The sequence below is a fragment of the Streptococcus taoyuanensis genome (assembly GCF_029589235.1).
Lineage (GTDB): Bacteria > Bacillota > Bacilli > Lactobacillales > Streptococcaceae > Streptococcus > Streptococcus taoyuanensis.
The window spans coordinates 22,736-42,712 of the sequence record NZ_JARQVW010000002.1 but is presented as its reverse complement, the minus strand read 5'-3'; the positions used below and the strand labels follow the sequence as shown (position 1 = coordinate 42,712).

Annotated in this window: 19 protein-coding genes; 3 read left to right on the top strand and 16 right to left on the bottom strand. The window is 41.2% G+C overall.

The genetic code is table 11. The annotated features are described in order from the left end of the window. Positions 1 to 22: 22 nt before the first annotated feature. From P5Y91_RS02080 to P5Y91_RS02040, 9 genes are all read right to left on the bottom strand, one after another. Complete coding sequence (locus P5Y91_RS02080) at positions 23 to 1,477, bottom strand: glycoside hydrolase family 32 protein (protein ID WP_272144672.1); 1,455 nt, start codon at positions 1,475 to 1,477, stop codon at positions 23 to 25. A gap of 9 nt (positions 1,478 to 1,486) precedes the next feature. Next, entirely contained in the window at positions 1,487 to 2,332 is an 846-nt protein-coding gene (locus tag P5Y91_RS02075; protein WP_176745622.1) for a carbohydrate ABC transporter permease, read from the bottom strand. 1 nt (position 2,333) lies between these two features. Beyond that, positions 2,334 to 3,236, bottom strand: a complete 903-nt coding sequence (locus P5Y91_RS02070; RefSeq protein WP_014712989.1) for a carbohydrate ABC transporter permease — start codon at positions 3,234 to 3,236, stop codon at positions 2,334 to 2,336. Positions 3,237 to 3,321: 85 nt separating this feature from the next. After that, positions 3,322 to 4,635: an ABC transporter substrate-binding protein gene (locus tag P5Y91_RS02065; protein ID WP_049483914.1), complete on the bottom strand. Its 1,314-nt coding sequence runs from the start codon at positions 4,633 to 4,635 to the stop codon at positions 3,322 to 3,324. A gap of 131 nt (positions 4,636 to 4,766) precedes the next feature. Further along, on the bottom strand, positions 4,767 to 5,762 hold the full coding sequence (locus P5Y91_RS02060) for a LacI family DNA-binding transcriptional regulator (RefSeq protein ID WP_049514237.1): 996 nt from the start codon (positions 5,760 to 5,762) through the stop codon (positions 4,767 to 4,769). A 27-nt stretch (positions 5,763 to 5,789) separates the two neighbouring features. Further along, complete coding sequence (locus P5Y91_RS02055) at positions 5,790 to 6,668, bottom strand: NAD(P)H-hydrate dehydratase (protein ID WP_118396897.1); 879 nt, start codon at positions 6,666 to 6,668, stop codon at positions 5,790 to 5,792. A gap of 52 nt (positions 6,669 to 6,720) precedes the next feature. Next, positions 6,721 to 7,494, bottom strand: a complete 774-nt coding sequence (locus tag P5Y91_RS02050; protein ID WP_004219876.1) for an HAD-IIB family hydrolase — start codon at positions 7,492 to 7,494, stop codon at positions 6,721 to 6,723. Between the two features lie 13 nt (positions 7,495 to 7,507). Next, complete coding sequence (locus P5Y91_RS02045; protein ID WP_003002422.1) at positions 7,508 to 8,362, bottom strand: bifunctional methylenetetrahydrofolate dehydrogenase/methenyltetrahydrofolate cyclohydrolase; 855 nt, start codon at positions 8,360 to 8,362, stop codon at positions 7,508 to 7,510. A 165-nt stretch (positions 8,363 to 8,527) separates the two neighbouring features. After that, a complete protein-coding gene (locus P5Y91_RS02040; RefSeq protein ID WP_003005989.1) occupies positions 8,528 to 8,758 on the bottom strand; it encodes a DUF1797 family protein in 231 nt (76 codons plus the stop codon). 248 nt (positions 8,759 to 9,006) lie between these two features. On the opposite strand from P5Y91_RS02040, the gene P5Y91_RS02035 reads away from it, so the two are divergent. From P5Y91_RS02035 to P5Y91_RS02025, 3 genes are all read left to right on the top strand, one after another. Next, positions 9,007 to 11,268 carry an ATP-dependent Clp protease ATP-binding subunit gene (locus P5Y91_RS02035; RefSeq protein WP_037615484.1) on the top strand — a complete coding sequence of 754 codons (2,262 nt, stop codon included), beginning with the start codon at positions 9,007 to 9,009 and terminating at the stop codon, positions 11,266 to 11,268. A 261-nt stretch (positions 11,269 to 11,529) separates the two neighbouring features. Beyond that, entirely contained in the window at positions 11,530 to 11,979 is a 450-nt protein-coding gene (locus tag P5Y91_RS02030; RefSeq protein ID WP_004219690.1) for an NUDIX hydrolase, read from the top strand. 67 nt (positions 11,980 to 12,046) lie between these two features. Then, positions 12,047 to 12,349 carry a DUF1827 family protein gene (locus P5Y91_RS02025; RefSeq protein WP_003012157.1) on the top strand — a complete coding sequence of 101 codons (303 nt, stop codon included), beginning with the start codon at positions 12,047 to 12,049 and terminating at the stop codon, positions 12,347 to 12,349. 102 nt (positions 12,350 to 12,451) lie between these two features. Here P5Y91_RS02025 and ileS read toward each other — a convergent pair whose 3' ends face one another. From ileS to ftsZ, 7 genes are all read right to left on the bottom strand, one after another. Beyond that, complete coding sequence (gene ileS / locus P5Y91_RS02020) at positions 12,452 to 15,244, bottom strand: isoleucine--tRNA ligase (RefSeq protein WP_277838842.1); 2,793 nt, start codon at positions 15,242 to 15,244, stop codon at positions 12,452 to 12,454. Positions 15,245 to 15,497: 253 nt separating this feature from the next. Continuing rightward, positions 15,498 to 16,325, bottom strand: coding sequence for a DivIVA domain-containing protein (locus P5Y91_RS02015; RefSeq protein ID WP_049514223.1), 828 nt, complete (start codon positions 16,323 to 16,325; stop codon positions 15,498 to 15,500). A 9-nt stretch (positions 16,326 to 16,334) separates the two neighbouring features. Continuing rightward, the gene (locus P5Y91_RS02010; RefSeq protein WP_049514221.1) at positions 16,335 to 17,126 is read right to left on the bottom strand and encodes a YlmH family RNA-binding protein; all 792 of its coding nucleotides are present in this window, start codon (positions 17,124 to 17,126) and stop codon (positions 16,335 to 16,337) included. A 6-nt stretch (positions 17,127 to 17,132) separates the two neighbouring features. After that, positions 17,133 to 17,396, bottom strand: a complete 264-nt coding sequence (locus P5Y91_RS02005; RefSeq protein ID WP_003011858.1) for a YggT family protein — start codon at positions 17,394 to 17,396, stop codon at positions 17,133 to 17,135. Position 17,397: 1 nt separating this feature from the next. Continuing rightward, positions 17,398 to 18,027, bottom strand: coding sequence for a cell division protein SepF (locus P5Y91_RS02000; RefSeq protein ID WP_277838841.1), 630 nt, complete (start codon positions 18,025 to 18,027; stop codon positions 17,398 to 17,400). A 9-nt stretch (positions 18,028 to 18,036) separates the two neighbouring features. Continuing rightward, positions 18,037 to 18,705 (bottom strand): YggS family pyridoxal phosphate-dependent enzyme, encoded by a 669-nt coding sequence (locus tag P5Y91_RS01995; RefSeq protein WP_003011742.1) that lies wholly within the window; start codon positions 18,703 to 18,705, stop codon positions 18,037 to 18,039. 2 nt (positions 18,706 to 18,707) lie between these two features. Beyond that, complete coding sequence (ftsZ, locus tag P5Y91_RS01990) at positions 18,708 to 19,973, bottom strand: cell division protein FtsZ (protein ID WP_277838840.1); 1,266 nt, start codon at positions 19,971 to 19,973, stop codon at positions 18,708 to 18,710. Positions 19,974 to 19,977: the final 4 nt, after the last annotated feature.

Below are 19,977 nucleotides of genomic sequence, written 5' to 3'. Positions count from 1 at the left end.
TCTTTAGGAGGCTATTGATTTTCTATTTTTGATAGGTTTTCACGACCCAATCAACCCCTTCATCTGCCGTGAGAGTATAGACGGGATTCTCAGTCGTTTCATAAAAAGTCATCGAGAGAGTTTTGCCATCCACGAATACTTCGATGGAGTTGGTATCGCGAATGATCGAAAAATGATGATCCTTTTCAGTATCCAACTGAATCCATCTCGATTGAAATGCTGGATTTTCTTTTCCAGAAATGGGGTGCCCAAATTGGTCTCGACTTAAGCTAAAGCGTTTTTGAGAGGCGTCGTAAATCAATTGCAAGACACTATCAGGATCAGTTTCATCACCATAACCTAAGATAAAGGAGCAACCCCGTTTGGTATCTAGCTCAAACAAGGTTTGTTTCCCTCTAGCTGGAATCGTGATCTGATTGCCCTTAACAATGGTTTCTGAGGCATGCTCTACAAGAAAGTGTTCGTTCACTGACTCAGGTAACTCCTGAACCAATCGTCCGTCTTTCAAGGACAATTTTCTTGGAAGAGTCATACTACCTGCCCACCCATGAGCTAAATCATGACTGGGGATAGACCGGTGCCACATTTGCATCCAGGCAACCATGAATCGTTCGCCATTTGGTCCTTGACAAGTTTGAGGGGCATAGAAATCCAAACCACCATCCATTTCATCATAGGAATCGACACGAAAGTGCCCCGTTTCCCAATTCATGTCACCGATAAAGGCAACCGTCGAATTTAAATTCCAGTATTTTTCTTGCTGCCTTTCCATTTCAATGGGAGACAGGATCAAGACCCATTTGCCATCTAAAGGGAAGAAATCAGGACACTCCCACATAATCCCTTGCCCTTTTTCACCTTCTAGAAGGACTGATGTAAAGTCCCAATCTACTAGATTACTTGATACAAATAGGAGAATTTGACCTCTGTCATCTGGTGTCTTAGAAGCAACGACAGCATAATATCTTCCTTGATATTCAAATACTTTAGGATCACGAAAATCTGCAATATCTGCGATCCCCTCAATATGTTGAGCATGGATCACTGGATTAGTAGGCAACTTTTCAAAGGTAATGCCATCTGTTGACACCGCAAGACACTGAGTCTCTTCCCGCTTTTCCTCATCGTCTACATGACCAGTATAAAGCAAATAGAGCTTGTCATCTTTCACAATAGCACTACCCGAGAAACAACCATCCTTATCATAGCTTTCACTTGGCGCTAATGCTACTGGCAGTTCTTCCCAATGGAGAAGATCTTTTGATTTGGCATGCCCCCAATGCATGGGACCCCAAACACTATCATAGGGATAGAATTGGTAAAACAAATGGTATTCCCCACGAAAATAAACAAAGCCATTTGGATCGTTCATCCAGCCGATTGGAGGTAGCAAATGAAATGCTCCTCTATATTGCTGGTTCACCCTCTCCCTGTTTTCATTGATATACTGATTTGCTTTCCGAATGCTTTCCTTCATACTGATCACCTACTTAATACCTGTACCAGATCCACCTAGACCTTGAATAATATATTTTTGTGCTACGATATATACTAGAATAAGTGGAATTGTAGAAATTGTCAAAACAGCCATTACTTGATTGATATAAACTGGTTGAGTTGTATTAATGGTTGTAATTGCCACCTGCATTGAAAATTTTGACGAATCGGTTAAAACCATCAACGGCCAGATATAATCATTCCAACTAGAAATAAAGGAAAGAACACCTACTGTTGCAACCGCTGGTTTCGACATCGGCAACATAATCTTGAAAAAGATCCGTAAGATACTTGCACCATCTATTTTTGCAGATTCGATAATTTCTTCTGGAATGGCAATAAAGAAGTTTCGGAAAAGATAAATATTAAAGACACTAGCTAATCCAGGGATAATAACCGCTAAACGATTATTAACTAAGCCAAGTGAATTAATAATTGTAAATTGTGGAATCAACACTGTTTCCATCGGAATGATTAACAAGGCCAATAAAAAGCCAAACAGAATTTTTTTACCTGTAAAATTAATTTTTGCAAATGCAAATCCCGCTAAGGCGTTTACTATAATAGACCCAAGTGCAAATGTTCCTGCATAAAAAATACTGTTCCCTAGATATGTTAGAATACTAAAACGGGCAAGAACCTCTTGGTAGGGTTTAAACCAATCAGCTGGATTAAAACTAGGTAAGAATGCTTTCCAACTTGTTAAATTCTTATACACATCTGCTTCTGGCTTCATTGCTGAAACCACCATCCAGATCATAGGAAATAGAAAGAGGCCTGCTAATAGAATTAATAAAACATATTCTAAAATAATAGTCGGTTTTAAACGTTTCATCCTAATCATCCTCCTTCAAAACTCGCCGTTGTACAAGACTAATCATACCAATCAATGTTGTAAATACTAAGGCAATCGAACTTGAGTAACCAACAAGACGGTCAGTGAAACCTTGTTGATAAATGTAATATACCATAGTGATTGTTGAGTTCAATGGACCACCTTGAGTCATGACCATTGGTTGCACAATCAATTTAAATGCTGAAATCAATGTTGTCAAGAGTACAAACAAGGCAGTTGGTTTCAATAAAGGCATCGTGATATATCTAAATTGAGCCCATTTTGAAAATCCATCCAACTCTGCCGCCTCATAAATATCTTGTGGAATATTTTGCATTCCTCCAAGGAATAACAACATTTGATAACCTGCACCCTGCCATGCAGAAACAAATACAATGGCATACATGGCTTGTTTTGGACTTGTCAAGAATGGTTGTGAAGAAATACCAATTTTATTCAGTAGAGCATTGAGCAAACCATTATTTGGATTTAACAAGTATAACCAGAGGATAGAGATAACGACAAGAGACATCACAACAGGAGCAAAAAATGCTACCTTAAAGAACATATTTCCTTTACGTTTCTTATTAACAATTAAGGCCATCCCGAGAGCCGCACCAAGTTGCACTGGAATAATCCAAACTACAAATTTCAAGGTATTCAAGAAGCTTTTTATAAAGATTGGATCTTGTGCTAAGCGCATAAAATTTTGTAGTCCTACAAATTTTCTATCCTCAGGCGTTAATAGGTAATAATCTGTAAAGGCATAATAGATCACCATACCAACAGGTATCACTAAAAAGATGAAAAGTAATATTAAAGCTGGAGCTAAAAAGCTATAGCCCATAATATTTTCTTTAAGGCGTTCTTTCTTTTTTGTTTCGACTTTATTTTTTTCGCTCATTGTTCGTCTCCTAAGATGAAACTATTAAATAAAATAAGGTGGAAGGTACATTCCATAACTTACCTTCCACCTTTTTGAATGTCAACTATTTATTTAAAGATTGGTCGATTGCTGTTTGCATTTCTTTCGCACGAGCATCTAATACTTTTTGTACATCTGGATTATCTTTATAATAGCTGATATCTTGCATTGCTTGTTGGAAAGCGCGTGAAACTTGTGGATAAGCTACTACAACAGGACGAGGATGGGCTGATACAGCATTTTGTTCCATCAAGAAGCGCAATGGTTCAGATACTTTATCCTTAATATTTTTAATTGTTGATTTTCTGATTGGAAGAACACTGTTCCCCAAGCTTATAATTTCACTAGATTCTGTATTTGTTGCAAACTTAACAAATTCAGCAGCAGCTTCTTTTTTATCAGATTTTGTTGTAACAGCTAATTGCCAACTACCTGAAGGTGAGACCAATTTCTTCGTTTTATCTGAAACTGGATAAGGAAGAATACCAAAATCAATATCTTTGTAATTTGTTTGTAGATCCCCAATCGTCCAAGACCCGCTTAGAACCATCGGATACTCACCTGTTTCAAATCCTTTTTCAACAGGACTAACTGTAGTGTAATCCTCTTTTACTAGATTTTGAATAAATTGAACAGCTTCAACACTTTCCTTACTATTGAAGTAACCTTCAGCTTTTGTTCCTTTAGAATTTACAACAGAACCACCATTTGACCAAATAAGGGGCATATAAGCATATGGTAACATCTCATCATTTGAATTCAAACGGAAATCGATTGCTGGTTTATTAAAATGATCTTTTAATTTCTTAGCAATAGCATTAAACTCAGACCATGTCCATGGTTTTTCAAGGGTTGGCAAACTCGCTTCATCAATCCCAGCTTCCTTAAACATCTTCTTGTTATAGTATACACCTACATTTGATTCAGAAAAACCAAACGCATAGAATTTACCATCATAAGTTCCCTGTTGTTTAATACTGTCCAGTACATCATCCATGTCATTGTCCTTTAGATAATCATCCAAGGGAGCAATCACTTTTGATTTTGCATAGGCAGCAGTATTTGGTCCATCTAGCGTAATAACATCTGGTAAACTATTTGTCGTAATAGCAGCGTTGACCTTATCTTCATATCCTCCACCGCTACCACTACGTGGAATATATTCTGTCACAACCTTGTATTTGGTTTTCTTTGACTTGTTGAAATTATCAACAACTTGTTGCCAAGCTTTTCCCTCAGCTGTTTCATCTGAGAATTGAACCCAGACTTTTATTTCGTCCGAAGAACTTGCAGTTTTGGATTTTGATCCCCCACCACATCCTGCAAGCAATCCTAATGATAGTGCTGCAACTACAGATAACTTAATACCTTTACGCATAGCGTCCTCCTTTTTGAAACGTTTCATTTTTTATTGATTTTTTAACTCAAACTAAGATAGCTGAGTTTTTTTGAAACGTTTCATTTTATGACTAAATTATAACAGCGCTTTCATAATTTGTCAAGCACTTTTTATAATTTTTTTGTTGTGTTTCCTTCAAAAAAATGTACCGGTAAACTAATGACATTCTGGTCTATTTTTTCTTCACGAATTAATTTAAGCAATAGTTCAACTGCTGCTTGAGCCATCTGAGCTATTTGTTGAACAATTGTAGAAAGTAAGTAAGGTTGATCAAAAGCTGGTCTTAATCCATCAAAACCAATAATCTGATAATCTTCTATAGGAATTTTTCCCATCTCCCCTAAAACTTTTATCACACGAAGGGCCATAAAATCATTTACTGTGAAAATCCCATCAATCTGAGGATGCTTTTCAAAAAAGGTTCTTATTTGCTCTTCTACTTGATTCAGTGGTTCCGGCATTTCAAGACAATAAAGGTTCGTATTTTTCTGTTTAGCCTCCGCTTTGAAACCTCTCCCCCGTTCCGTTGTTTCATTCAAATGTTTGTTCACACCACTAATGTAAGCTAGATTTTGACAATCGCGTTTGACTAATTCGCGACAAGCTAGTTGACCACCATGAAAATTTTCAGAAGTTACGTAATAGACATTTTCAGAAAAATGACGGTCAATACTGACAAAAGGTAAATTTGATGAGACATACTTATCAATATCTGAATAGGTGATCCCTATAATCCCATCTACTTTATTTTTCTCAAGTAATTTTATGTATTCTATCTCATTTTTAGAATCTTTATCCGCATTACAAATTAATAATTTATATTGATTTTTTAATAGTGCTTTTTCAACATGATAAGCAAATTCAGAAAAGAAAGGATGCCATATAGTTGGAATGAGTAAAGCAATAATATTACTACGATTCGTTTTTAATCCTCTCGCATATTCATCTGGGACATAAGAAAGTTTTTCAATTGCTTGTTGAACTTTTTTTAAGGTCACCTCTTTAATGCCTTTTTCATTATTGATGACACGAGAGACTGTCCCAACACTAACTCCAGCTTCTGCTGCAACATCTTTCATGGTAATCGATTTTTTTTGCTCATTCATTTTTTCACCTCCTTTTCTTAAATACTATCATGAAAACGTTTCATTTTCAACATTTTCGTTTAAATTGTCACTCCACTTCTTCATCCATTTGGGAATTTCTTTGCTAATGCTTGTCGGTAAAACAACATAAGCCTCCTTGCTCAAGTCTTCAGCAATAGCTGAATGAAGGTAGGTCGCGACTGCCACGCGCTCATAGAGACTGACCTGTGGAAATTGACCCGCAAATCCTGCGATCATCCCTGCCAAGGTATCCCCCATGCCACCTGTGGCTTGATAGGGACCACCAACATCTAGCTGATAGCCCTCATCTTGCCCACTTGTCCAAATGCGGGTGTGGGGTCCTTTTTCTACAATGACAGTCCCTTTAGGAAAGTTCTGTACTGCTCTTCGACTCTTGCCTTCTGTCTGGCTTGCTAGATCAAGCCCTGACAGTTTTTCCCATTCTTTTTGGTGAGGGGTAAAGACCAACTGAGCCTCTGGCAGGTCAAACTGAGAGGCCGCAAAAAGACTAATAGCTCCTCCATCTAATATCAAGACCTGCTGGCTAGAGACTTGCTCAAAAATCATCTGCAAGATTGCTTGGCTTTCTCTTGCTTCCTTTAAGCCTGGACCGACAAGAATCACGCTGGCTTTTTGGAGTTGCTCCCGAAGAAGTTCGTGATCCGCCAGATCAAAGCCCATAGCTTCAGGAAGATGGCTATGAAGGGCTGTCAGATTGTCAGGATCTGTTGCGACAGTAACCAGCCCCGCACCACTATGAACCGCAGCAAGCGCCGCCATAATAATAGCTCCCCCATAGGGGTAAGTCCCCCCAATCAAGAGCAGGCGACCAAAATCGCCCTTATAAGAATTCGCATCTCGCTTCACAATGACTCGCTGGATCTCTTCTTTCTGAACTGTTCTCATACCTTCCTCATTTCTAGCGAAAAAGGAGAAGCCACGACTCCCCCTCCATCTTTTATTTTCCTCTGAATTCTGCAAAGACTTGCAAGATCTTAGCAGCCACAGCTTGTGGTTGATTTTGTTTGGCTACCAATTGATCATCCGCATAAGGCTGAAGGGCTGGAAAATCACCAATTTGAACTGCATAAAGAGCTTTTTCAAAGAGCTCGATATCATTTTGATCATTGCCAAAAGCCACGAAATTCTCTCCACAGAGTTCTTCTACCGTTGTGGCTTTATGCGTGTCTGCTGGATTGAGATAGATGCATTTTTCATGCGCATGATAGCGGATATGGGCCTTTTCTGTCTTTTCGATCCGCTCGATGATCTCATCCACGAGCTCCTCATGACCACCCATATAGATCACGACCTTAATCGGATCTGTCAGCTCCTCTAACGAGCGATACTGGGCTTTCTTGAGGGGATCCACATTAGCAACAAAAGGAATCTTTTCCAAAATCTGTCCGCTATAATCAAAGGTATCATCCACAAAAAATGGTAGATTGTAATGGCGACAAAAGCCAAGGACTTCCCGATACACATCCTTGTCCAATTGTTCCTCATATACTAATTGCCCCTGGCGATAGGCCAATCCACCATTTAAACCAATCACGAGTTGCTGACTCAATGAGTCCCCTAAAAGGCCCAAGCAGTCCCGGTAAGAACGTGCAGAAGCAAAGGCAACTTCATGGCCAAATTCTTCTGCTCTCAATAAGACCTGTTTGATTTCATCATCGATTGTGACACCATCGAATGACAGGGTTCCATCTAAATCAAATACAAACTTCATCTTGTTCACACTTTCATTTTTTTAAGGCACGAACAGCTGCTTCGTAGGTCTGCTCCATCAGCATGGTGACGGTCATAGGCCCAACCCCTCCTGGTACCGGGGTAATATGACTGGCCAAAGGGGCAACGGAGTCAAAATCGACATCCCCACACAATTTGCCATTCTCATCGCGATTCATTCCGACGTCAATAACAACGGCGCCTTCTTTCACGAAGTCTGCTGTTACAAATTTCGCACGACCGATCGCAACAACCAAGATATCTGCTCTTCTAGCAATTTTAGGCAGATGATGGGTCCGGGAATGGGTCAAGGTTACCGTCGCATTTTTGGCGAGGAGCAACTGTGCCATTGGTTTTCCAACGATATTGGAACGACCAATCACGACTGCTCGCTTCCCTTCTAGATCAATCCCGTACTCTTTGAACATCTCCATGATCCCAGCGGGAGTTGAAGGCACCATGAGAGGATTCCCAGCCCACAAGCGTCCCATATTCAATGGATGAAAGCCATCCACATCTTTTGTCGGATCAATGGCTAAAAGGACTGCATCCGCATCGATATGCTTAGGCAGTGGCAACTGCACCAAAATCCCATGCCAAAGGGGATCTTGATTGTAGTGTTCGATCACTTCTAATAATTCAGCTTGGCTGATGCTTTCAGGAAGTCGTCTCACTTCACTCCGAAAGCCTGCCGCAATAGCAGAACGCTCTTTATTTCTTACATAGATTTTGCTAGCTGGATTATCTCCTACCACGATGACAACGAGGCCAGGCACAACTCCTGTCTCTTTTTTTAATCGTGCTGTTTTCTCCGCAATCTCACCCTGTAATTTTGTAGCGAGCGCCTTCCCATCAATGATTGTCGTCATATCAATTCTCTTTCTAGTCAAGTAATGAAAATAGTCCTCTCTATTATAGCAGATTTCAACTCTCAAACCTAACTGTTCCTATTTAGAATTTCTTATAGACGAAAACTATAGCCAGATGGACAAAAAATGAGCTTGAGACCACCCCAAACTCATCCACACAGCTGCTTAGTAAAGCAATTCATAAATTTCCATTGCAATTAAATCAATGCTATCAAATGTATAGGTTTCACGCGCTTCAACATCACGAAGTGTAAAGGTTGAACCCTCTTCTTCATTGTGGTTGTAGGCTACTTCAGCGACAACAACACCGTCACGTTCAAAATTACGTTTCAAGTTTCCACCGTCTTTTGTCATCGTCTCCAAACGGTTGATAATCCGTACTAAATGTGATTCCATTTTATTTCTCCTCTTTACTTTCTACTCTCCTATTTTATCATAAAAGAGAAAGCTCTTCCAATAAAAATTCACATTTTTCCATTGATTTGCTCTCTCCTTCACTCCTTAGCGACATTCCGTAGCAAATTCTTGCAAACTTCTAGAATACTGATATAATGAAAATATAAATCTTTGACTATTTTTGACCTTTTGAAAATAGGCTCGTCTCTTGATGGAAAACCATCAAAAACCTACTGTGAGGTATGTATATGCTTTGTCAAAATTGTAAAATAAATGAATCAACCATCCATTTATATACAAATGTAAATGGACGTCAGCAACAAGTAGACCTCTGTCAAAATTGCTATAAAATTATGAAAACAGACCCAAATAACAGCTTCTTGAAAGGCATGACCCAACGGAGCCAACTGACTGGAGATCCTTTTGAAGATTTCTTCAATAACCTTGGAAACTTCCAAAGTCCGCAAGAACCTCAAACCCCTCCAACTCAATCCGGAGGCAGTTATGGAGGTGGCGGCTACGGCCAAAACAATAACCGTGGTGGTGGTCAAGACCCTCGTCAAGCACGTCCTCAAAAGCCAAAAGGTCTTTTAGAAGAGTTCGGCATCAATGTCACAGAGATTGCCCGCAAAGGGGATATTGACCCTGTCATTGGCCGTGATGAGGAGATTATCCGTGTCATCGAAATTCTCAACCGTCGAACCAAGAACAATCCGGTTCTGATTGGGGAACCTGGTGTCGGAAAGACTGCCGTTGTGGAAGGCCTGGCTCAAAAAATCGTTGATGGCGACGTTCCCCATAAATTGCAAGGAAAAGAAGTCATCCGCCTAGACGTCGTGAGCCTAGTTCAAGGCACAGGCATCCGTGGTCAATTCGAAGAACGCATGCAAAAATTAATGGATGAAATTCGTCAACGCGAAGATGTTATTCTGTTCATCGACGAAATCCATGAAATTGTTGGCGCAGGATCAGCTGGTGAAGGCAATATGGACGCTGGAAATATCCTCAAACCAGCCTTGGCGCGCGGAGAACTCCAATTAGTTGGGGCTACTACCCTTAATGAATACCGTATCATTGAAAAAGATGCGGCCTTGGAACGTCGGATGCAGCCCGTTAAGGTCGATGAACCAACGGTTGAAGAAACCATCACCATCCTCAAGGGCATCCAGAAAAAATACGAAGACTACCACCACGTCCACTATACAGACGGGGCCATCGAAGCGGCAGCTATTCTTTCAAACCGTTACATCCAAGATCGCTTCCTGCCAGACAAGGCCATTGATCTGTTAGATGAAGCGGGGTCTAAGATGAACCTGACCCTAAACTTTGTGGATCCAAAAGTGATCGACCAGCGCTTGATTGAAGCGGAAAACCTCAAAGCTCAAGCGACACGCGAAGAAGACTTTGAAAAAGCAGCCTACTTCCGCGACCAAATCGCGAAATACAAGGAAATGCAAGGTCAACATGTCACTGATCAGGAAACCCCTGTCATCAGTGAAAAAACGATTGAACACATCGTTGAACAAAAGACCAATATTCCTGTTGGCGATTTGAAAGAAAAAGAACAGTCTCAATTGATCAATCTGGCTTCTGATTTGAAAGCCCATGTGATCGGTCAAGATGATGCTGTAGATAAAATTGCGAAAGCCATTCGACGCAATCGTGTCGGCCTAGGATCTCCTAACCGTCCGATCGGAAGCTTCCTCTTTGTCGGACCAACCGGTGTAGGGAAGACCGAGTTGTCTAAACAATTGGCGATCGAGCTCTTTGGCTCTGCAGACAATATGATCCGCTTTGATATGAGCGAATACATGGAAAAACATAGCGTAGCGAAACTAGTCGGAGCTCCTCCGGGCTATGTTGGCTACGATGAAGCTGGACAACTAACGGAAAAGGTCCGTCGCAATCCATACTCCCTCGTGTTGTTGGATGAAGTGGAAAAAGCCCATCCAGATGTCATGCACATGTTCTTGCAAGTTTTAGATGATGGCCGTTTGACAGATGGTCAAGGCCGTACCGTCAGCTTTAAAGATACCATTATCATCATGACCTCTAATGCTGGAACCGGCAAGGCTGAGGCCAATGTTGGTTTTGGAGCTGCTCGCGAGGGTCGCACCAACTCCGTACTTGGAGAACTCGGTAACTTCTTTAGCCCTGAATTCATGAACCGTTTTGATGGCATCATTGAATTTCAACCTCTATCAAAAGAAAACCTTCTTCAAATCGTTACCCTCATGCTTGATGAAGTCAATCAACGTCTCGCACAAAATGAGATTCATCTGGATGTGACAGAGAAGGTCAAAGAAAAATTGGTCGATCTGGGATACGATCCAAAAATGGGGGCCCGCCCACTTCGTCGTACCATCCAAGACCATATCGAAGATGCTATTACCGATTATTACCTGGAACATCCAAGTGAGAAACAACTCAAAGCAGTCATGACCAGCAATGGGAAGATCTCTATCAAGGCTGCTCACAAGCCAGTAGAACAGGCTTCAGAATCATTATAAGTAAATGTACATTCAGAGAGTGGGACAAAAATCGGTAATTCGTTAGAATTCGATTTCGTCGTCCCACCTCCGCACAGTTGAGTAGGGCTGTAAAAGCTGATGAAATCAGCGTAGTAGAGCCCACTCAACCACTGCGTCTTGCTCGACAATCCAAAAATAATTGAGAGGCTAGGACTTTTGTCCCAGTCTCTTTCTTTTTTTCCTCCAGATTTTTGCTAAAAAATATGTTATAATAATGAAAAAATAAGAAAAGAGAAAACCATGACCATTCCTAGTTTTGGTGATAAGAAACAAGACGTGACCTACGTCAATCGCTATGGTGTCTACGCTGTTATTCCCAATAAGGACCAGGATCAGATCATCCTCGTTCAAGCTCCTAATGGAGCCTGGTTCTTGCCCGGCGGGGAAATCGAGGCAGGTGAAGATCACTTGCAAGCTCTGAAACGGGAACTGATCGAAGAATTAGGTTTTACCGCTGTTTTAGGACAATACTATGGCCAAGCAGATGAGTATTTCTATTCCAGTCATCGCGACACCTACTACTACAATCCTGCCTATATTTATGAAGTAGTGGATTATACAGAGGCTCAAAAACCACTGGAAGATTTTAACAATCTTGCTTGGTTTCCTGTAGATGAAGCCATTGAAAAACTCAAACGTGGCAGTCACAAATGGGGCATTGAACAGTGGAAAAATACCCACAAAAAATAAAGGGATTCTTTCACAAAAAATAAAAAAGTGCTATAATAAATGAAGATAGAGGTTAGGAGGAACTCATATGAAGCTCATTAATACCACAAATAGTCATGCTGCACTGGTCAAAAGCCAACTTGCCAGCACTGACGCCTTGCTTGTCGAGGTTTATTCCGCGGGCAATACTGATGTCGTTTTTACACAGGCCCCAACCCACTATGAATTATTGATCAGTAACAAACACCGAGCTATTCGTGAAACTGAAGTAGAAAAAATTCGTGAGTTCTTTTTAAAACGTAAGATTGATCTTCAAATCATTGACCAATCCGCTATTAAAACCCTCTACTCCGATAAACTAATTGAAATTTCCTTTCCAATTACAAAGTAAGGCCAATTTGCCTTACTTTTTTTATTTCCTTAATGCATGAATTTATAGACCATTCTAGCTATTAAAAAAGAAGTTCCTTTATGGAACTTCTTTTAATGGCTTTTATTTAGCTTCAAATCCTACTGCGACTGCGTCCGCAAAGTTCTCTTCAACGATGCTTGCACAGTGATCACAGATGGTTGCGTGGTAGTGGCGTTCAGTCGTTGTTGGATCGATGCGACGGCAACGGTCACAAACTTCACCAGCTGCACGTTCAACCGTGAAGGCTACATCTTCAAAGGCCACTGCACCTTCTGGAGCTGAGCCTTCTGCGATGGTCAATTCAGAAACAATCAAGAGTTGAGCAACATTGCTATCAACAGCTCCAAGAAGTGTTTTCACAACTTCATTTGGATAAACAGTCAAGTGAGCTTCAAGTGATTTACCAATCACTTTTTCATTCCGCGCTTCTTCCAAGGCTTTTTGAGCTTGACCACGGAAGTCCATGAAGGCTGACCAAGTATCCAAGATTTCTTCTTGGTTGGCAAACGTTTCTGCTTCTGGCAATTCTGACAATTGAACGAAGTCTTCTGCTTCAAACTCAAGATAGGACCAGATTTCTTCAGCAGTGTGAGGAAGAATTGGCGTCAAGAGTTTCGTGATTTTCACAAGGATATCATAGAAGACTGTTTGCATTTGACGGCGTTCGAGGGATTTAGCTCCTTCGATGTAAACAACATCCTTGGCAAAATCCAAGTAGAAGGCTGACAAGTCAACGTTGATAAAGTTAACAAGCGCCTTGTAGATCGTCAAGAACTCAAAGTTTTCATAAGCATCACGAATGGTCTTGACAAGCTGGTTAAAGCGAATGGTCATGTACTTGTCCACTGAACGAAGCTCGTCGTAAGCAACTGCATCCTCAGCTGGGTTAAAGTCAGAAGTATTGGCAATCAAGAAACGAAGAGTATTCCGGATCTTACGGTAAGTCTCAGACACTTGGCTCAAGATATCCATTGAGATACGCACGTCATTACTTGAGTCTACACTGGTTACCCAGAGACGCAAGATTTCAGCACCAAATTGCTTTTCAACATCACTTGGAGCAATGGTATTTCCAAGAGATTTAGACATCTTCTCACCTTTACCATCCAAGGCAAAACCTTGAGACAAGATTTGTTTGTATGGTGCGACACCATGGTTCGCCACAGATGTGATAAGAGATGAGTTGAACCAACCACGGTATTGGTCTGAACCTTCAAGGTAAAGATCAGCTGGGTATTTGAGTTCTGGACGATTAACCACAACCCCATTCCATGATGAACCTGAGTCAAACCAGACGTCCATGATATCTGTTTCTTTTGTAAATTCGCCATTTGGTGAACCAGGATGCGTAAACCCTTCTGGCAAGAGGTCTTTCGCTTCACGTTGCCACCAGATGATGGAACCATGTTCTTCAAAGAGTTGCGCTACATGTTCGATGGTTTCAGCTGTCATGATTGGTGTTCCATCTTCTGCATAGAAGATTGGAAGAGGCACACCCCAGGCACGTTGACGAGAGATGACCCAGTCACCACGGTCACGAATCATGTTATAAAGACGCACTTTCCCCCATTCTGAGTGGAATTTCACTTTTTCAATTTCATCTAGGATATCTTGACGGAATTTTGATACAGAAGCGAACCACTGTGGCACGGCACGCCAGATGATTGGTTTTTTCGTCCGCCAGTCAAATGGGTAGGAGTGAGAGATTTCTTCTTGAGCAAGGAGCAAATCGCCAAGTTTTTCGATAACTGTTGGAACAACCTTGTCATAGAACTGACCAGCAAAGTCAGGGCCAGCATTTTCCATCATGATTCCGCGTTCGTTAACAGTAACAGCAACTTCGAGGCCATTGGCAATCCCTACATTGTAGTCATCCTCACCAAAACCAGGAGCGGTATGGACGATACCAGTACCTGAATCAAGGGTTACATGCTCACCAAGGATCACCAATTCATCCACTTCAGGATCCCATGGGTGTTCTGTAACGATATGGTTCAATTCTTTTCCTTGGTAAGTCGCAAGGACTTCAGCATTTTCCCAACCGAATTTTTCAGAAAGGCTTGGCAAGAGCTCAGATGCTACGACATACTTGCGGTCAGATCCAGCAGGCTTCACTACGACATAATCAAACTCTGCACCCACCGTCAATCCACGAGAAGCTGTAACCGTAAATGGAGTTGTTGTCCAGACAACGATGTAAGTGTCTGTATCTAGGACACCCTTACCATCTTTAACTTTGTTCGCATAGTAAAGAGACGTTGATACCAAATCATGGTATTCAATCTCTGCTTCAGCGAGGGCTGATTCAGAAGACCAAGACCAGTAAACTGGCTTAGCCCCACGGTAGATATAGCCTTTATTGGCCATTTCACCAAAGACTCGGATCTGTGCTGCTTCATAGTCAGGCGTCAAGGTTACATAAGGATGATCCCAATCACCTGAAACACCTAAGCGTTTGAAGTCTTCGCGTTGTTTATCTACTTGAGAAAGCGCATATTCACGGCAGAATTTCAAATACTCAACCAAGTCCATTTCTTTACGTTTCACGCCTTGTTTGGCCAAGACTTGCTCAATTGGCAAACCATGGGTATCCCAACCTGGAATATAAGGGGCGTAAAATCCTGACATAGACTTAGAACGAACAATGATATCTTTTGAGATCTTGTTCATGGCATGCCCTACGTGAATATTTCCGTTGGCATAGGGAGGGCCATCATGAAGGGTAAAATGCGGTTTTCCTTCATTCAACTCTTGACGGCGTTGATACAATTTTGCATCTTCCCATTCTTTTTGCCAAACTGGTTCTTTCGTTGGAAGCCCAGCCCGCATTGGAAAAGCTGTTTTCCCAAGATTCAATGTTTCTTTAAGTTTCATTGTGTCTCCTTATTGATTTAAAAAGCTATAAAAAAACACGAGCATCCTAAAAAGGACGATTGCTCGTGGTACCACCTTTGTTCGAGAAGTCGCAAACGACTTTCTCCTCTCATCCCGTAACGAGGGAAACGTCCGTTCTTACTCAATGGTTCAGAACGAATACTGTAAAAGGATCATCCATTAAGAGGGAGTGCAGATCTTCCACCATCATCTGCTCGCTAGACCTATCATTAATGGACCTGTTTTTACAAAATTATAAAATATTGACAGATTCACGATTTGCATCATCTTCAGGTTGAATAGTTTCTTCAACCTCAACAACTTCTTCATTTTCATGACGAGCGTGCTCTGCTTCTTCTAAAGCGGATTGAACTTTTTCATTCAAACCTTCAAACGCTTGTGTTGCACCCAATTCTAAATTAGCAGCTTCGATGCGTTTTTGCAATTCTTCGATTTCAGCTGGAGAGAATTGACGAGTCAAATCAATGTTATCATCTTCTGCATGATGATGGTGAACAGATTCACCCAAAGCTTTCTCCACAATTTCACGGAAAGCTTCATCACTTGTTTGAATGTACATAGCTGTTGGACGAAGAATTTCATCCCATTCAGGTGTATCGATAATGCTCAATTGGCTTTCGATGGTTGATTTCAAACGTTGATGGAAGACGCGTGTCTTGTTCTTCAATTCCTCTGTTTCAACGGCAACCTTCTTGGCATTATCCGTTGCATGACGAAGGATTTCATTTGCTTTTTGTTTTGCTTCATCCACTAAGTGCTGTGCATCTTGTTCAGCTTGACGAACAATATTTTCAGAACGTTCGTTAGCGGCTTGTTTGACACGTTCCGCAGTATCTTGTGCAATCAAAACAGATTGACTCAATGAATCTTTCATTTCATCAAAATAGTTTAAGCGTTCTTCAAGAGCTTGAATTTTTGCTTCTTGATCATGATTTAAACGAACAAGATCTTCATAATCGCGAACAACGATATCTAGAAATTCTTCTACTTCGTTCGCATCATACCCTCTAAATTTAACGCCAAAAGTTTTATCTTTAATTTCTAAAGCAGTAAGAGCCATAACTCCTCCTCATTTTTTACTTAAGAGTACTTCAACAGTTACTTTATATTTTCCACTCTTTGAAATACCATTTTCAGAAACAATTTTAAGACGCCCAAAGCGTCGAACACTGACTAAATCATTCAGACCTACAGCATAGCTAACATTGGAAGTAGTCGCATAGTTAACTTTCACTAGACCAGAACTAATCAACTGACTAGCTTGTGAGCGCGAAAGCTTGAAGGTCCCAGCAATCACCTTATCTAACCGATAACTCGACACGAGAATATCTCGCTGCTGGCTTTCTTCCTCTACGATCATTTGTTCAGAGAGAGGAACTTCCCTCAGCTTAACAGGTACCCGAGAAATTTTCTGGATGTGATCCATGAAATAGGGAACAAAACGCTGTTCAACAAATACTTGGATCTTTCCATCACTCGTCAGAATATCTCCAAAGGACTTGCGCTCCACACCTAATTGGTGAACAATGGTCCCCAGTACCTGGGAATGGGTCAAGTGATGAAATTTTGAAGCATAGACCATTTCCAATAGGGCCAGATCAAAGTCACTTGGATCTAATTGGTAATAATCTGGAGCAACAATAACCTTGGCATACTCCATTTTCTGCTCATCGCTGGAAGCAAAGACCTGTAATTGGTAGCTTGCCGCGACATTTCGTAAAATACCGACCTGATGAGGGTTTAAAAAGCCCGTCACCTCAACAGAATAGCGTTCCACCACTCTTTCAGACAATTCAATACAACGATCAATGAATTCGTGATCTTCGCGATTGAAATGTTGGTAAATCTCTGTCTGTCCCATCGTTTTCTACCCAATCAAAAGTAGGAACAAGCGGGCTAATAACTGATTCATCAAGTTCAAGACCAAAAGTGCTACAAGAACCGTAAAATCCAAGCCTCCAAACTGCAATGGTAACTTTCTAAAAAGGCTCAAAAATGGTTCAACTAGGCGGTGAACCATTTGTCCAAGAGTACTCTGAGGTGCCCCAGGGAACCAAGATAGTAAGGCATAGATGACAAGAATGATGGAATAGATTTGAATGATATTTGATAAGTATTGAAAGATAACCATCTTAACGATTACGTTTCATATCATAGTCAAATTCTGTCACTTCCACATCATTTGGAAGGCGGATATCTTCAATCTTAACGACTACATTAATTGGAGTCAACAAGTACATGGTACTTGCAACACGACGAAGATTTCCTGCTAAAACATAACGAGCCCCATCCAAATAATCTAAACAACGACGTGCTTGTACTTCAGTCATATATTGGAAGTCAATCAAGATACTCTCATTAGATAGTAATAGATCAACAATTTCAGTCGCTTCCTCGTATTTGCGGGGATAGCGTACATCAATGGTAATCTTTTCATCTGTATTCGCACGATTAGCAGCCAATTCACGTTGACGTTCATGCAAACGAGTAATATTTTCAGATGTATTTTTCGTTGTTGAAACAGGTTCCTTCACTGCCGCTGTAGACACTGGAGTCGTAACAGGTGCGACAGGAGTCGGTTTTGGTTTTACTGGTTCTCTTTGACTAATCTGTGGACGTGGAGAAGTCACTTGAGGAGTCGGCTGTGGCTGTGGAACTGGTTGTGTTTCCGCCCCAGCTGCTTTTGCCTCGCGAACTTCTACTTCTTCACCGTCTTCTGTGAAGTAGTCAATAAAGTTGTTAAATTTATCTTTTAATGACATAGTTCTTTCCTATTTAAAAAATGATGTCCCAATTCTAACATAAGTCGCTCCGTTCGCAATGGCTACTTCAAAGTCACGACTCATACCCATACTTAGTTCTGAAAAAGGCATATTTTTTAATTGTTTCTTTTCTAGTTGTTTCTGAAGTTGGTGAGTTTTTGAAAAAATATCCTGCAACTCTTCTTGACTAGCCTCAAAAGGAGCCATCGTCATTAAACCAACAATTTCAATTTTGTCCAGCTGTGCGATTTCCGCTAAAACATCATCCAGTTCATCGGGTGCAAATCCATGCTTACTTTCTTCACCAGAAATGTTCACTTGGAGGAAACACTTGATCGGGTGTTCTGCTCGCTTTTGAATTTCTTGAGCCAGCTTCACCGAATCCAAGGCATGAAAGTAATCGACGAGATTAATCACGTCTTTTACTTTCCGCCGTTGGAGGCTCCCAATCAAGTGCCAAGTGAGGTCATACTCTTTTAGAGCTTGATACTTTTCTAGGAATTTATCGACACGATTTTCACCGATATGTTGGATACCTGTTTTCACCAGTGCTTCTGTTGTGGCAACATCCACATACTTGGTAACAGCTATCACATTAACTTGATCTTGACGGTTAGCTTTGTTTCTTGCTGTTTCTACTTGTTGCCGAACAAGATCAGCATTCTCTACCAGATTCATGATTAACGATTCCGGAAGAATGGTGGTGTTTCCAATTCATCATCATCTGAAGATAAATCTACGTAACGATCAACTTGATGTGTTGATGTTGGTTCAGTTTGGCGAACGATATTCTCACGACGAATATCCCAATCACCAAAGGCTGAGCCACGGTTTGGTTCTACCGCTGGACGACTTGGAGTTGTTGGCAATTCAACATCTTGTTTCAAATCAAATTCACGGTCAAATGGTGCAGCTTGTGGGCGTTGTTCACGTGTTCCTGTTTTATAAGGACGTTGTGAGGAAGCAATTCCGCTAACGCGTTCTACCTTGTCTTGACGGACACCAGTTGCAACAACCGTCACGCGGATTTCATCTTTAAGAGATTCATCAATAGATGTACCCAACCAGATGTTCACTCCGTGACCTGCAGCTTGGTTCACAATTTCTGAAGCTTCTTCAGCTTCGATCAATGTCATATCCAAACCACCTGTTACGTTGACGATCACGTCTTCTGCACCATCAATTGTAGTTTCAAGAAGTGGAGAGTAAATGGCTTTACGAGCCGCTTCGATAACGCGTTCTTCACCGCTACCAACACCAATACCCATGAGGGCATTTCCTTTGTTTTCCATAACAGTCTTCACGTCTGCAAAGTCAAGGTTGATCAATCCAGGACTTGTGATCAAGTCAGTGATCCCTTGAACACCTTGACGAAGAACGTTATCTGCTTCACTCAAAGCTTCAAGAAGTGGTGTCTTCTTGTCTACAATTTCAAGCAAGTTGTTATTAGAAATAATCAACAAGGTATCTACATGTTCGCGAAGTTCGTTGATCCCTTCAATAGCGAAGTTGCCACGTTTTGAACCTTCAAATCCGAATGGACGAGTGACAACGGCTACTGTCAAAGCACCTACTGCTTTTGCAATACGAGCGATGACTGGTGCAGCACCTGTACCAGATCCTCCACCCATCCCTGCAGTGATGAAGACCATGTCTGCACCTTGCAAAGCTTCTGTTAACACTTCTTCGCTTTCTTCAGCTGCCTTACGACCAACTTCAGGTTGACCTCCAGCACCCAATCCACGAGTCAATTTTGGACCCAATTGGATAACTGTTTCAGCTTTTGCACTTGAAAGTGCTTGAACATCTGTATTAGCTGCGATGAATTCTACACCGGCAACGCCTTCGTCAATCATACGATTGATGGCGTTACCGCCACCGCCACCGACACCGATTACTTTAATTACTGCACCTTGTGCCGCTGCTGTGTCAAATGAAAATGTCATAAAT